This is a genomic window from Amphritea sp. (genome assembly GCF_016744155.1).
Taxonomy (GTDB): Bacteria; Pseudomonadota; Gammaproteobacteria; order Pseudomonadales; family Balneatricaceae; genus Amphritea.
Map to the genome: position 1 here is coordinate 127,200 of NZ_JADGEW010000006.1, position 14,855 is coordinate 142,054.

Consider the following 14,855-nt stretch of genomic DNA (forward strand, 5'->3'; position numbering starts at 1 on the left):
ATTTCGGGGACTGGGATCGATTATGTCTTATAAAATAGCATTAAACTTTGAAGACGGTGTGACTCGTTTTATTGAGTGCAACGAGGGTGAACTGATTGCTGATGCGGCGTATCGTCAGCGTGTAAATATTCCTTTGGACTGCCGGGATGGAGCTTGTGGCACATGTAAGTGCCACGCTGAATCCGGTAAATATACTCTGGAAGATTTCATTGAAGATGCACTGTCTCCGGAAGAGGAGCAACAGGGACAGGTACTCACCTGTCGCATGGTGCCAACCTCGGATTGTGTTGTTTCAATACCGGTGTCTTCTAAGTTATGTAAGACGGGTAACGAGACCTACGCTGTAGAATTGTCATCTCTTAACCGCCACTCTGATACCGCTATCGGCTTTTCGGTTAAAGATAAAAAGCTGGCCAAACTGCATTTTTTGCCGGGTCAGTACGTAAATATAAAAGTACCGGGTAGCGATGAAACCCGTGCGTACTCTTTCAGTTCATTAGTGAGTGCAGAGAATGAAGTCTCCTTTCTGATCAGGGTTATTCCCGATGGCAAAATGAGCAGCTATATACGTGATATTGCTCAGGTCGGCGAACCTTTGGAGATTACCGGTCCATTTGGGAGCTTCTATCTGCGTGATATGAATCGCCCTGTTCTATTCTTGGCTGGAGGTACCGGTCTTGCACCATTTACGGCGATGCTAGAAAAGCTTGAGTGTGAAGGTCTCAAACATCCGGTGCATCTTATTTATGGCGTTACCAATGATATTGATCTGGTTGAGATCGATCGCCTGGACCGCTTAGCTAATGCACTGCCATTGTTCAGCTATGCAACCTGTGTTGCTAGTGAAGAAAGTACACATCCCACTAAAGGGTATGTCACACACTACATCGACGCCGTGCACCTAAACGATGGGGATGTAGATATCTATCTCTGTGGTCCTCCGCCGATGGTTGATGCGGTTAACCATTACTTCACAGATAAAGGGATCATCCCAGCTAGCTTTCACTACGAAAAATTTTCCTGAGGTCATGCATATGTCTACTCGTCGTTTTGATGAAAAGGTTGTTGTTGTCACCGGTGCTGCGCAGGGAATTGGAAAGGAAGTAGCGTTAAGAGTCGCCGATGAAGGGGGTCAACTTGTACTCGTCGATTTTTCACCACTGGTGGAAGAGGTCGCCAGTGAGATTGTTAAACAAGGCTTTTTAGAACCGCTGGTAGTTTTAGCTAATCTTGAGCTGTATGCGGATTGTTGCAAAGTAATGGATGCTGCAGCGGCTAAGTTTGGTCGTATCGATACATTGATAAATAATGTGGGCGGTACTATCTGGGCTAAGCCATATGAACATTATGAAGAGGAACAGGTGGAAACTGAGATCCGACGGTCACTGTTTCCAACGCTTTGGTGTTGTCATGCTGTGTTGCCCTTTATGCAGAAGGCAAGCGCTGGCTCGATCGTTAATGTTTCGTCAATAGCGACTAAAGGGCTCAATCGTGTCCCTTATGCTGCTGCCAAAGGTGGCGTGAATGCCCTGACGGCTTGTCTTGCTTGGGAAAATGGTGAACGCGGCATCCGTGTAAACGCTGTGGCGCCAGGAGGAACAAATGTTGGCGAGCGAAAAATCCCAAGAAATAGCCAGCCGATGACCGATGACGAAAAAGTGTGGTACCAGCAGATTGTTGATCAGACCATTGATTCAACCGTTTTAGGCCGTTACAGCGAACCCAGCGAACAGGCTAACGCGATTCTTTTTCTAGCGTCTGATCAGGCTTCTTACATCACCGGAACTATTTTGCCTGTGGGAGGCGGTGACCAGGGTTGATAGTAAAGAGTACGGTATTTATATCCGTACTTAATTTCTAAATTATCTTCTATTGATATTGTCAGACGGTCTAGAAAAAGCGGTCAAGTTGTTTAACGAGAGGCTTCCTTCCCAACCCATAGGGTTTGATCCCTTTGTGTATCACTGAACCTGACGTATCACTACGCTTTGTAAAGCTAAATTAAAAATAGCTCCCGAATCGATTGATTTATAAGTGAGTATTTCTTGAATAAACCGACGACTAACGGGGCTTTTTTTGCGGTAACTGCTTACTTTATTTGGGGCGTGTTACCGGTTTATTTTAAACAGTTACAAAGTATTCCTGCAACTGAAATATTGTCACATCGCATTATCTGGTCCTTCCTGCTGACCATCATAATTATCCTGCTATTAAATAAACGTGAAGCGCTGATGATAGCGTTAAGGTCAAAGGCGACCCGTTGGGCGTTGCTGCTTTCAACCACGCTGATTGGTTTTAATTGGGGGTTGTATATCTGGTCCGTCAACAGTAACCATATACTCGATGCGAGCTTAGGTTATTACATTAATCCACTGATCAATATCCTGCTGGGCATGTTGTTCTTTCGTGAACGTTTGGATCGGGTGAGGGCCGTTGCTACCGCTCTTTGCATCTTTGCCGTTATATTGGAGGTCGTTCAGTTTGGCCGTCTTCCCTGGATCGCATTGCTGCTTGCCAGCAGCTTTGCGATCTATGGTTTGGTTCGTAAAAAACTTGGCGTTGATAGCTTCAGCGGTATGGCGATGGAGACAGGTCTGATGTTGCCTGTGGCTATCGGATACCTACTGTGGAGCACTACCCCGTCCAGTAATCTCTTGGATAATAATCTTTGGACTAACTCTCTATTGCTGGCGGCAGGTCCAGTGACAATGATTCCTCTCATCTGTTTTGCGACTGCGGCGAATCGAATAAGTCTTTCGTCTCTGGGCTTTTTTCAGTACATATCTCCCAGTTGCATGTTTCTTCTGGCCGTTCTGGTATATGACGAACCAATACAGCCTGAAAAGATGGCCACTTTTGGCTTAATCTGGCTTGCTCTTTTAATACTCAGTATCGATTCGGTGAGAAAGTATCGGCAATCCAGAATCAGCTGATTGAGGCTATCAGAACTTAAACCATTGCTTCATATCTGGTTTCTGGTATAGAACGAAGTAGCTTATCAGGCCGATGATAACGCCCCAGAAAGCGGCCCCTATTCCGAGATAACTCATCCCTGACGCCGTTACTACGAAGGTTATCAGAGAGGCTTCGAAGTGAGAAGTTTCCTGTGCTGCACCAAGAAGATTACTGGAGATTGCACCAAGCAATGCCAGCCCAGCTAATACCGCAACAAAATGCTCTGGCAACGCAGCTAACAGCGCAATGATGGTGCCTGAAAAAGTGGCACCGATAAGATAGAACGCACCGTTAGATATACCAGCAATATATCGTTTGGATGGATCAGGGTGGGCATCTTTTCCGGTACAGAGTGCCGCAGTAATGGCTGCAATCACGGTAGTAATGCCCCCGAAGAGTGCTGTTATCAGAGATATGGCGCCGGTACAGAGGAAAATAGGTCGGGCAGGAGTATTGAATCCGGAGGCTTTCAGGATAGCAAAACCGGGCAGGAACTGGCCACTTAGGCTGACAATTACCAGTGGCACGGCAAGGCTGAGGGTGGCGCTGAAACTGAACTCTGGAGATATAAATATCGGTGTTGTAAAGCTTAACTGAACAGATTGCAGGTTGGTTTCTCCCAAGATAATAGCACCTAAAAGGCCGGATATAAGCAGTAGAAGAAGGCAGTATTTTGGCAGCAAACGTCTGAAAATTAGATAGCTGCTTATCATCAGGATACTGAGCTCAGGCATAAACTGAATTGCCAGAAACGCTTTAATCCCGAATTGAAAAAGAATTCCGGCCAGCATTGCATGTGCAATCCCCTTGGGGATGGCGCTCATGATGCGGTCGAAGTAACCAGAAAAACCGATGAATATGAGAATAGCCGCCGCAGTGATGTAGGCCCCCACGGCTTCATTCAAAGAGAGCTCAGGAAATAGTGTGATTAGCAGTGCTGTGCCGGGGGCTGACCAGGCAGTAATAATGGGGGCTTTGAACCAGATACTTAGGAATATACCAGAGAGTGCTGCGCCGATGGAGATGGCCCAGACCCAGGATGCCATCATATCATTGCTGACATTTGCGCTCTGTGCCGCCTGATAAAAAATCACCAGTGGGCCTGAGTAAGAGATAAGTACAGCCAGTAAGCCTGCAGTGATCGCTGATAATGAGAGGTCTTTGTGCATGAGACTAGCTATCCCGATTCAATTCATTATTGTTTAGGATATCTATTATATATCGTTGCTATATTGAGATAATTAACGTTTTTGAAGATAGACTGTTTATGAATACTAAATAATGGGTGGGTTGTGGACAGACTTTTTGCTATGCAGGTTTTTACCCGTATTGTCGATAGCGGCAGTTTTACCCAGGCAGCTAAGGAGATGAAGATCTCCAGAGCTTCAGCAACATCGATGCTAAAGCAGTTGGAAAAAAGCCTCGGGGTCAGACTGCTGCACCGCACCACCCGTAGCGTAAACCCTACAGCCGATGGCCGGTTCTATTATCATCGCTGTCAGAATATTCTTTCAGAGGTCAGTGAAACAGAAGATATCTTGTCACAAGTTGCAGCTATGCCCCGTGGGCAATTGAGAGTAGACCTGCCTAATACCTTTTCTCGAATGGAAGTGATACCCCGGCTAACTGGGTTTTGTGAGACTTATCCCGATGTTGAGTTGGTGCTGAGTGCTGGTGATCGGGTGATTAACCTTGTTGAGGAATCCGTCGATTGTGCAATACGTATTGGTAAACTGTTGGATACCTCTCTTGTGTCCAGATCTCTACGTTCGCTGCCGCAGGTAACCTGTGTAAGTCGACTCTATCTGGATCAATACGGTAACCCTGAGGGGGTAGATGACCTTGAAGGGCACCAATGCATCGAATACCGATCGTCATCTTCCGGTGAGGTGGAGCCGTTAGAATTCAGTATTCGCGGTGAGTTACAGAAAGTGCATCTGCCAGTAACGATTTCAGTCAGTAATGGTGACTCTTATGTTGCCGCATGTGCAGCGGGGATGGGGATTATCCAGATACCTGAGTACCATATTCACCAACAACTGGACGAAGGCTCTCTGGTTGAAATTCTTCCGAATATTCGACCATCACCGCTTAGCCTTTCAGTACTTTATAGTCACCATTCTCATATGAAACCGTCACTACGAGTTTTTATTGACTGGGTTGTTAATCGCTTCGGTTAACTGCTCGGTTTAGTGACTAAAGATCTTAGCATCGACCAGCTTTTCGTAGATGCTTTGTTGCCTGTTGCCTGTTGCCTGTTGCCTGTTGCTATCAAGATTAGTGTTCACTAAAGCGGGGTTAATCCAAATCTAGATAAAGAAGTGAAGCGCTATTTTGCTAGATTAGGAGAGCTTGATCAGAGACTCCCTAAAGGAAATCTTAACGCCGCGGGAGAATGTCAGGTAACCGCAGATGTCGTGCTTGACTCTCTTTTTCTTCTTCGGGTAAGTCAATAGGCGTCTTATTTTGTATTGAGTTACCTCTGATACAACGTACCTAGTTCATAAAAACGCCAGTTAGTTCTTGGTTTCAAACTGTCCCAATACGGGACGGTTGTAGGTTTTAATCTGTCCCGATATGGGACGAATGAACTGACTGTATTAGGAATTATTTGTTACTACGTATTGAAAGTTATGCGTTTTTTATTTTTGGCGCAGTATTTGCTATTTAATTCATACCAACCACAAAAAATAATATGGTATTACAATGTGTAAGAAACGTTTATCAGTTCTCGCTGCTACGGCACTTGTTACAGGTGTTTCACTGGTTCCGTCAATTGCCCCAGCTGCACAAGTTGCTACCGACCCTGGTGATTATAGTCCTTTGCCTGCTGGGTTTGATCTGGGGATTTTGTATATTCAACACACTACACATCAGGATTTTTACTCTTCGGGAAAGGAAATCTCAGATCTTGCTGGTATCAAAGAGTTGAAGACGGATATCGGCCTGCTTCGTTGGGTACATTATATTGAGGCGGGTGGCTATGTTCTTGATCCACAGATTATTATACCTTTTGGTAAAGTTTCTCTGGAGACTACCGGAGGAACAACCAGTAGTTCCGGTGTGGGTGACCCGATCGTCGGGGGGACTATCTGGGTGTACAACAATGCCGAGACAAAGCGGGCTTTCGGCTTAACCGCGCTCGCATCTCTGCCTCTGGGTGATTATGACGGTGCTAAAGGCCCGGTTAATCTTGGTGAAAATCGCTGGAAAATGATTACTCAGGCGGGCTATGTCACCCCGCTCAGTGAAACGATATCTCTTGACCTGATCGCAGAGTATACGTTCTTTGGTGAGAACGATGATTTTGGCGGAGCACGAAAAGAGCAGCAGGATCAGTACGGCATTCAGGCTCACCTGTCGCGGGGCTTTGGCCCGGCGACTAAAGCGACTCTGAGTTACTATCATGACTTTGGCGGTGAAACGAATCTGAATGGTGTTGATCAAGACGATGAGCTTAACAACAGTAGCTGGAACGCCACTGTCAGCCATTTTGTCGAGCCGGATCTGCAAGTGATGGTTGAATATGGTCGCAGCCTGGAAGTTGAAAATGGTTTCTTTGAGGAAGATCGTCTTAACCTCCGTTTCGTCAAAGTATTCTGAGCAGGTGTAATTCTATGAAAGATCTTATGATTAGCCGAAGACGTTTTATTAAAAATGTTGCCATGGTTGCCGCATCAATCAGCGCTTTACCCGTAGTTAATGCAATTGCTGGTGTGCTGACTGATGAATCGCGCATGGATGATCTTGAGCAGGCGGTGTTTGCTAAAATGCTGAAAATTGCGCTTCCCACTGAGAGCAGTTCTCTGGTTGATTCGGCCTCTCTGCCGGTGCTGTCAACCATTGAAGGCGCTCTTTTAGCCGGTATGGCCCCTAATATTCGCCAGGGGCTCCGAGGGGGGATTAGCTACTTTAACGAGGGATCTGTTAAGTCGTTTGGTGATCGTTTTGTGAACCTGAGTGATGCAGATGCAACCCGCTTCGTAGATCAGTGGAGTGCTTCGGCCGAGCCACCTGAAAGGGCTCTGTCCATGGGGATTAAGAAACTAACTGTGCTTGCTTACTGGGCTATTCCAAGTACTTGGGGGCCGCTTGGCTATGATGGTCCGGTTTCAGATAAGTGGAATCTTTCCTCTCTCGGCAATACACCCGAGCCTACGATATAAAGATGACAGGTAATGACTTATGTCTATACACAATAATAAATTGAATATTAAAACGGCGCAGGATATTCAGCGTCCTAAACTAACGATTGATGCTGACGTGGTTGTCATCGGGTCTGGTGCGGGTGGTGCTATCAGCGCCTATGAATTGGCTAAACAGGGTAAGAAGGTCGTTGTTCTCGAAGCAGGCCCCTATGTTCCGTCATCTGAGTTTAAAGAGATGCTGGCGATAGCCATGGGAACAATGTATCAGGATGAAGGTGGACAGTCTAATACGCATGGCGATGTGACCGTGCTGCAGGGCGCCTGTGTCGGAGGTTCAACGGTTGTTAATGCTGCTCTGTGTTTCAGAACACCGGATTACTTTCTTAACTTGTGGCGGGATGAACATGGTTTAGGCAACCTGACATCAGAACGGATGTCAGTTTACTTCGATAAGATTGAAAAGAATCTGAGTATTGAACCAAATGTGAAACATGAGACGAGTATTGGCGCTGATCTGATTCTTAAAGGTTTGACTAAACTGGATATTGAGCCCGGTATTGCGAAACGTAATATTCGTGACTGCGCGATGACAGGCTTCTGTTTTGCTGGCTGTAAAACAGACCGTAAACAGTCGATGCTGGTGACCTATCTGCCATGGGCCTGCAACCACGGTGCCGAGATCTATGCTGATACCCGGGTTACCCGGATTATGACTAGCAATGGCCAGGCGTCCGGGGTTGAAGCCGAAGTGGTCGATCCGAAAACTAAAGTGGTGAAAAGTCAGGTGACCGTGAACGCCCCGATTGTTGTGCTTGCGGCAGGGCCGGTGCAAAGCCCCATTGTTCTTCAGCGTTCAGGTATTGCTAACTCCAGCGGACAGGTAGGTAAAAACTTTGCCTGTCACCCCAGTCTGTCTGTGACCGCTATGTTTGAAGAGGAAGTTGATGATTTCCACGGGGCGACACACTCACTTTATGTTGATACCCACACGCTGCCTGAAGAGGGCGGCTATATCCTGCTAAATGCTTTGCAGGAACCTGTTGAGGCCAGCTTTCAGGCAGAGCCTGGGACTGGTGAAAACTATGTTGCGTATATGGAAAAATATCGTAATAGCATCCGTCTGATAACCCTGATTCACGATAAAAATGTGGGCGAAGTCAGATATACAGATGGCGTCAAAGAGATTATCTATGAAGTTGATGACCATGATTTTGAATCGATGAAAGAGGGGCTTAAGTTCAATGCGAAGATTCTTTTCGCTGCTGGTGCAAAATATCTCTACCTGCCGACTTCAGATCGTACCGTCATTAATAGCGTGGAGGAGATCGATAGTGTGATTGATAGCCTTAAAAATGAACCTGCCCGCTACCGTTACACATCATTCCACCCACAGGGTACTTGCAGAATGGGGGGGGATCCAAAGAATTCGGTGGTCAATCCTTACGGTGAAACTCACGATGTGAAAAAACTCTACATTTCAGATGCCAGTCTCCTGCCAACCTCCATTGGTTATAACCCATCGGAAACAGTGTATGCGCTTTCGCACTATATCGCTGATGAGATTATTAAAGCTAACTTTAGCTGAGAGTGGAGATGAACATGAATTTTTCAGAAATCTATAATGATAGCTTCGCCTTTTTACCGGATGACTTATTTTCCGGTGAGCTGATCAATGTTATAGAACCCGCTACCGGTAACAGTCTTGGCGCGATTGCATCAGCAACGATAACTGAACTTGATGCCTTGATTGAGGTAACCAAAGGCGCTCAACCAGCCTGGGCAGAGATGGACTTTGATTCTAGAGCGAAAGTGATTCGTCGGTTTGCGGCTTTATTAGAAGAAAATGCCATGCTGATTAATACCTGGAACACCCGTGAATGTGGCTCTATTGAAGGCAAAGCACAATGGGAACTGCAGGCATGTATCGATCAGGCCTATATGTCCGCGGGGCTGCCTTTGACCTCCTATGGTGATATATATCCTTCAAACATTCCTGGACGTGAAAATCATTGTATTCGTGTTCCAGTCGGGCTTGTCGGGGTGATATCCCCTTGGAATTTCCCATTGCTCCTGAGTCTGCGGGCCGTTTTACCCGCATTGGCAATGGGTAACAGTGTCATTATTAAACCGGATATCAATAGCTCTGTCGTAGGTGGGTACATCATTGTCGAACTGCTCAAGCAAGCAGGGCTTCCTGAAGGTGTTTGTACCCTGGCGCTGGGAGGTGTAGCTATCGGCCAGCGACTGGTTGAACATCCTCAAGTAGATATGATCGCCTTTACTGGATCCACCGTAGCCGGGCAACAAATAGGGCAGGTGTGCGGGGGAATGTTCAAGAAAGTGGCGCTGGAGTTAGGCGGTAACAACGCATTTATTGTACTGGACGATGCTAATTTGGAGGGGGCATCCTCTTGTGCTGCTTGGGGAAGTTTTCTGCATCAGGGGCAGATCTGCATGCAGGCTGGCCGGCATATCGTGCATGAATCTGTCGCCGCTGCCTATGTTGAAGCGCTTTGTGTCCGGGCAAACAAACTTACGGTTGGTAATCCAAATAAAGAACCGGTTCATCTGGGGCCTGTTATCAATGAACGTCAGGCCGATCGGATTATGCGTCTGATTGATGAGTCTGTTGTGATGGGGGCTAAAGTTGTATGTGGTGGCAAACGGAAGGGTTCTTTTATCTATCCTACTGTACTGACACAGGTCACAACGAATATGCCGGTTTATAAGGAAGAAATTTTTGGTCCGGTCGCCCCGGTTCTGACTTTCTCATCAGATGATGAGGCGGTAGCACTGGCCAATAATACTCAGTATGGGCTTGCCGCTTCAATACAGGGGGCTGATATCTCCCGGGCTAAACGAATCGCGAATCGTATTGATGCGGGTATGGTACATATCAACGATCAGACGGTTAATAATGAGTATCAGGTGCCGTTTGGGGGGATGAAGTCATCAGGTAATAGTGGTCGTTTCGGAGGGCCTGCCAACCTGGAGGAGTTCTCTGAAAGAAAGTGGATCAGCACACGGGATGAAGCACTTATATATCCGTTCTGATAATTATCTCAAAGAGTAATTTGCTGGCTTTTACCTCACTTCGGTGGGGTTTTTTTTGTACTATTTTTCCATCCGCATAGAGTAACTTCTTTGATTTTATTTAATCAAAGAGCTACCCCCTCCCCGCTCTTTTTTTCGTGAAGTACGTCTACAGAACGTTGTAGTTTGCAGAAACTGCATAATATTTGCAGAAACTGTATAGCGATATTAGATGTGCTCTGAGATGATACTTCTGTCTGCTCATTGTATAGGTGTTCTGTGATCTATTTGGTTAAGATAAGTTTTTAACCGGATGATTTTTTTCACCCAGCACAGCATAGTACAGATAGTTCGGTACCCATAATAAGAATCAGAGGAGGGTATATGGTTCCTAATATGTCTGTGGTTCGTAGAGACTTTGAGCGCGGAAACCATGATGTGGCGCGTTTGCTCGATATATCTATATTTGATTCCTGGCAGCGATGCTATTCGAATAGCCTGCAGATGTTGGGTCATGTAGATTATGCTTTTTTAGCTCCGGATCAGTTTAAAGATATCTACCACTTTCAGAAACCTCTGCTTGACTCATCACGTAAACACCTTGATACACTCTACGGCTCTCTGAGCAGGGCTGGCTGGTCAGTTTTGCTAACCGATAACTATTGCCAGGTGCTGGATGTCCGTCGTTTCAAAAATATTGCTGAGCCTAAAATTATAGATGCTTTCAGGCAGGGGGCAGTCCTGTCTGAAGAGCTGATCGGTACCTCTGCGATGTCTTGTGCACTCATATCTGAAACCCTCGTAAGCGTGTTTGGTCCGGAACATTATAAAGAGTTTCACAAAAGTTTTAATTGTGCAGCAGTCCCTGTGTTTGACTCTTTAGGTTCTGTTTGTGCCACAGTGAATATTACCAATGAAGCCCCCAACCGGGACGTGGCTGCTTTTTATCTTCTAGAAGCCTGCGCCAGAAATATCCAAAACGAACTGATTATGTCGATACCCAATGCTATCGTTATTGAACTTCTGTCAGGAACGGGGCAGTTTGGTGCCAATAATATTGTGCTGGCGTTTTCGTACGAGCAGACAGTGATCGGTGCAAATATCGTTGCGGAACGCTTTTTTAAGCTCGATATGAAACGTCATAGCATACATTTTGAGGGGCTGTTTGATGAAACATTCTCTGTTTTGTTCGATCAGGGTTTATTAAAAAGACAGACTTTCAATCTGAATCTGACGGGTGGCATCTCCCTGCATGGAAGAGTACTTAATGTGCCCCGCAGTGAACAGGGACGACTGTTTCAGAGTGGTGAGCTGAATTCGTCTGAGTTTAGTTTTGACCAGAAAGGTTTTGAAGAGAATAGCCTTGAAGATAAAAACCACGGGTTTAAAAAAACAGGAGTTGAAAAAAAAGATTCCTCTGCAGCTAAACCGTATTTTGGTGATCAGCGAATTCATGCAGCGATAGATAACGGACTGAAAGCGATTGGCCGCTTACCGGTATTGATTCTTGGGGAGTCTGGTGTAGGAAAAGAGGTGGTTGCCCGATACCTGCATCAGTTCAGCCCTGCTAGAAAAGGACAGCTAGTTACTCTCAATTGTGCTTCTATTCCTGAATCACTTATCGAGAGTGAGCTTTTTGGTTATGAAGCTGGCTCGTTTACCGGTGCAAGCCGGGAAGGGCGTGCTGGTAAAATACAGCAAGCGAATGGTGGAACACTGTTACTTGATGAGATTGGCGACATGCCTGTTGCGTTGCAAACACGATTGTTACGTGTACTTGAAACCCGCGAGGTCGTGCGTCTGGGATCAGCAAAATCTGAATCGGTACAGTTTCAGCTGATCTGTGCTACCCACAAAAACATTTCAGATGCCATAGAAAATAGTGAATTTCGGAGGGATCTGTTCTATCGGATCAGTGGTTTTGAAATTACTATTCCGCCCCTGAGAGAGCGAGCTGATATCAGGGGGGTGAGCAAACTGATATTAGCGGATCAATCAGATGGCCAACGTCAGTTAAGTGATGAGGCATTACACTGCATCAACCGTTATTCATGGCCAGGTAATGTTCGTGAGTTACGAAATGCGCTGATCTATGCCGATACTCTGGCGGAACCTGGTCGGCTGATCGAACCGAGTGATCTACCTGATATTGTTTGCCTTTATCGCTCTGATAGCGATGAGCAGATAGAAAATTTCAAATCCAGTACGATCAAAGTCAGCTGTGATGAGATGATTCTTGAAGCGATCGAAAGGTTCGATGGTAATCTTTCCCAGGCGGCGAAGTATCTTGGAATTGCTAGGTCAACGTTGTATAGAAAGATAGAAAAGATCGGTTTTGTTGAAGATAAGACATACCGTAAACTTCGTTAAAGTAGATTACGGCTCTTAACTAGGGAGCCTACGATTAAGTCCCATCTTTTAGATATGGGGGTACTGATAAGTTAACGTGTAATGGGTAACAACGCTCTTCTGAACAAACTAACTTGCCAATACAAACGTCACCGATGCCCAGTTGAAATTATCCAATACGCAGTATAGTTTTACTACCGGCTCAACCTCAGTCATCGAGACATTGAAAATTTTCTTGCCGAGTTTGATATTGATGTCAGCTATGAGTCCATACGCTTGCAGTGCATTAAATTCGGCCCAAATACGCTAGGGAAGATGCGAATAAGTCCCTGCTGTGAAAGAATTGAAGCATGATTATCGATGAGGCATAGATATGGAACTTCAGCTGGGATTTTCGGACTTCGAGAAGAGAAAAAGCAACCATCAAACACGTAAAGAGAAATTCCTTGCCCGAATGGAAGTCTTAGTTCCCTGGACAATCCTTGAGGTGCTTATCGAGCCTTATTATCCGAAGCGGGGCAATGGTCGCCCACCTTATCCTTTAAGCTCAATGCTCCGTATTCATTGTCTTCAACAATGGTACAGCCTCAGTGATTTAGCGGCTGAAGATGCTCTTTATGAAACGACGCCAATGCGTCGCTTTTCCCAGCTCTCCTTAGATCACGCCATTCCAGACCATACAACCATTATGAACTTTCGCCATTTATTAGAACGCTATGAGCTAGGGCGTCAGATATTTGAAGCCGTAAATGGCTGGCTGGAAGAAGCGGGTATATTGCTCAAAGAAGGTAGCGAAATTGATGCGACAATCATCGATGCGCCCTGTTCGATTAAGAATAAATTGGGCACACGAGATCCAGAAATGCATCAAACTAAGAAAGGTAATCAGTGGTACTTTGGACTGAAAGCTTATATCGGGATAGATGTAAACTCGGGGCTGACACATAGCTTTACGACCACTTCAGCCAATCAGCACGATCTTAACGAAGCGCATCAGGTTCTTCATGGAGAAGAAAAATATGTATTTGCTGATTCAGGATACCGAGGCGCTGAGAAACGTGAAGAGCTGGCGGATAAGGAGCTTGATTGGTTTATTGCTGAACAACCCAGCAAAGTTAAACAGTTGAAAGAACATCCTCGAAAGAACAAAAAGCCCATAAAATTAGAGTATCTAAAAGCCAGTGTGCGGGCCTTTGTTGAACATCCTTTTCGGATTATAAAATGTCAGTTTGGCTTTAAGAAAGCTCGTTACAAGGGGCTTGAGAAAAATGACAATAAGCTGGCGGTGCTATTTGCTTTATCGAACATTGTAAAAATGAGTCAATTGATAAAAACCTAGGGAAAAATCCGTCTTTCAGACGGGTTTAGCGGCTAAAAAGCACTAAAACATGATGATACTATGCTTAGACTGCGGCTTATGCGTTGCAGATAAAGATTTAATCGGATAGGTTTGAAATAAGGACTTATTCGCACTTTCCTTAGTCTGTCGGTGTCAGCAAAAGGAAAGCATTCAGGCATAGTAAAACGGAGTGGCTTGTTGCAGAACGCCCAGGACGCCTTGATGGGAATGTGCTCTTCAATAAATTGAATTTATGCGATTGTTTGCTTCTTGATGATGCTTGCTATTACTGCTATAGCGTTTTAAGCAGTGATACATGCTGTTAGTTTAATCGACGCCCAGTTTCTGCAATAGAATGACTGAGTTCCGTACTTTAAAAGTCACTTATATGGCCATTTTCTCCGTTTTAAAACTTCGTAGGCGACGGCTATTTTACTCCAGGATTTCTCTTCCAGTTTTTTCATTAGGTTGTGTCTGTGCACCTTTACCGTGTCTTCAGAGATGGATAAATCATAAGCGATCTGCTTGTTGAGCTTACCGTCCAGTATTAATTCTAAGAGTGATTTCTCTCTTTTAGTCAGGGTCTGGAAGCCTTTAATAAATTTTTCCAATTTTGCTTCTTTCTGCCTGCGTTTTGTATCCTGCTTGAGTGCCCGATCGATAACATCGATAAGTTCGTCAGTTTGAAATGGCTTGGTTATAAATTCGAAAGCACCCCTCTGGATGGCATTGACTGCCATACGAATATCACCATGACCTGTTATGAAGATGACCGGTATAGGGTTTGACTTTTCCAGGAGAATATCATGTAACTGGAGTCCTGTTATTTCAGGCATTCTGATATCCAGCAGCAAGCAGTGTGCGGTTACATGCTCATCTTTTTCATGCTCAAGAAACTCTTTACTACTGTTGAAGGCGATGATGTTCATCCCGTGAGAACTTAGCAGATTGGAAATACTGTTCACGATTGAAAGGTCATCATCAACCAAATAGATTCTGCAATTATTATCATTATTCATAAGCATAGGGAT

12 protein-coding genes are annotated in these 14,855 nt (G+C 45.3%); 10 read left to right on the top strand and 2 right to left on the bottom strand.

Annotation, left to right across the window (positions count from 1 at the left end; all coding sequences use genetic code 11):
• The first annotated feature begins 22 nt into the window (after positions 1–22).
• From benC to rarD, 3 genes are all read left to right on the top strand, one after another.
• Positions 23–1,024 carry a benzoate 1,2-dioxygenase electron transfer component BenC gene (gene benC, locus QZZ54_RS07455; protein ID WP_290700989.1) on the top strand — a complete coding sequence of 334 codons (1,002 nt, stop codon included), beginning with the start codon at positions 23–25 and terminating at the stop codon, positions 1,022–1,024.
• Between the two features lie 10 nt (positions 1,025–1,034).
• On the top strand, positions 1,035–1,820 hold the full coding sequence (locus QZZ54_RS07460) for a 1,6-dihydroxycyclohexa-2,4-diene-1-carboxylate dehydrogenase (protein ID WP_290700992.1): 786 nt from the start codon (positions 1,035–1,037) through the stop codon (positions 1,818–1,820).
• Positions 1,821–2,045: 225 nt separating this feature from the next.
• Positions 2,046–2,933, top strand: a complete 888-nt coding sequence (gene rarD, locus QZZ54_RS07465; protein WP_290700995.1) for an EamA family transporter RarD — start codon at positions 2,046–2,048, stop codon at positions 2,931–2,933.
• A gap of 9 nt (positions 2,934–2,942) precedes the next feature.
• On the opposite strand, the gene QZZ54_RS07470 is transcribed toward rarD, so the two are convergent.
• Positions 2,943–4,124, bottom strand: a complete 1,182-nt coding sequence (locus QZZ54_RS07470; RefSeq protein WP_290700998.1) for a benzoate/H(+) symporter BenE family transporter — start codon at positions 4,122–4,124, stop codon at positions 2,943–2,945.
• A 123-nt stretch (positions 4,125–4,247) separates the two neighbouring features.
• Between QZZ54_RS07470 and QZZ54_RS07475 the strand changes: the two genes are divergently transcribed.
• From QZZ54_RS07475 to QZZ54_RS07505, 7 genes are all read left to right on the top strand, one after another.
• Entirely contained in the window at positions 4,248–5,135 is an 888-nt protein-coding gene (locus QZZ54_RS07475; protein WP_290701001.1) for a LysR family transcriptional regulator, read from the top strand.
• Positions 5,136–5,661: 526 nt separating this feature from the next.
• Positions 5,662–6,558 (top strand): transporter, encoded by an 897-nt coding sequence (locus QZZ54_RS07480; protein WP_290701004.1) that lies wholly within the window; start codon positions 5,662–5,664, stop codon positions 6,556–6,558.
• A gap of 14 nt (positions 6,559–6,572) precedes the next feature.
• Positions 6,573–7,121, top strand: coding sequence for a gluconate 2-dehydrogenase subunit 3 family protein (locus QZZ54_RS07485; RefSeq protein WP_290701007.1), 549 nt, complete (start codon positions 6,573–6,575; stop codon positions 7,119–7,121).
• 19 nt (positions 7,122–7,140) lie between these two features.
• Positions 7,141–8,688 carry a GMC family oxidoreductase gene (locus tag QZZ54_RS07490; protein WP_290701010.1) on the top strand — a complete coding sequence of 516 codons (1,548 nt, stop codon included), beginning with the start codon at positions 7,141–7,143 and terminating at the stop codon, positions 8,686–8,688.
• Between the two features lie 14 nt (positions 8,689–8,702).
• Positions 8,703–10,157 (top strand): benzaldehyde dehydrogenase, encoded by a 1,455-nt coding sequence (locus QZZ54_RS07495; protein ID WP_290701012.1) that lies wholly within the window; start codon positions 8,703–8,705, stop codon positions 10,155–10,157.
• 363 nt (positions 10,158–10,520) lie between these two features.
• A complete protein-coding gene (locus QZZ54_RS07500; RefSeq protein ID WP_290701015.1) occupies positions 10,521–12,506 on the top strand; it encodes a sigma-54-dependent Fis family transcriptional regulator in 1,986 nt (661 codons plus the stop codon).
• Positions 12,507–12,858: 352 nt separating this feature from the next.
• The gene (locus QZZ54_RS07505; protein WP_290701018.1) at positions 12,859–13,824 is read left to right on the top strand and encodes an IS5 family transposase; all 966 of its coding nucleotides are present in this window, start codon (positions 12,859–12,861) and stop codon (positions 13,822–13,824) included.
• A 380-nt stretch (positions 13,825–14,204) separates the two neighbouring features.
• Here QZZ54_RS07505 and QZZ54_RS07510 read toward each other — a convergent pair whose 3' ends face one another.
• A complete protein-coding gene (locus QZZ54_RS07510; RefSeq protein WP_290701022.1) occupies positions 14,205–14,843 on the bottom strand; it encodes a response regulator in 639 nt (212 codons plus the stop codon).
• Between the last annotated feature and the right edge of the window lie 12 nt (positions 14,844–14,855).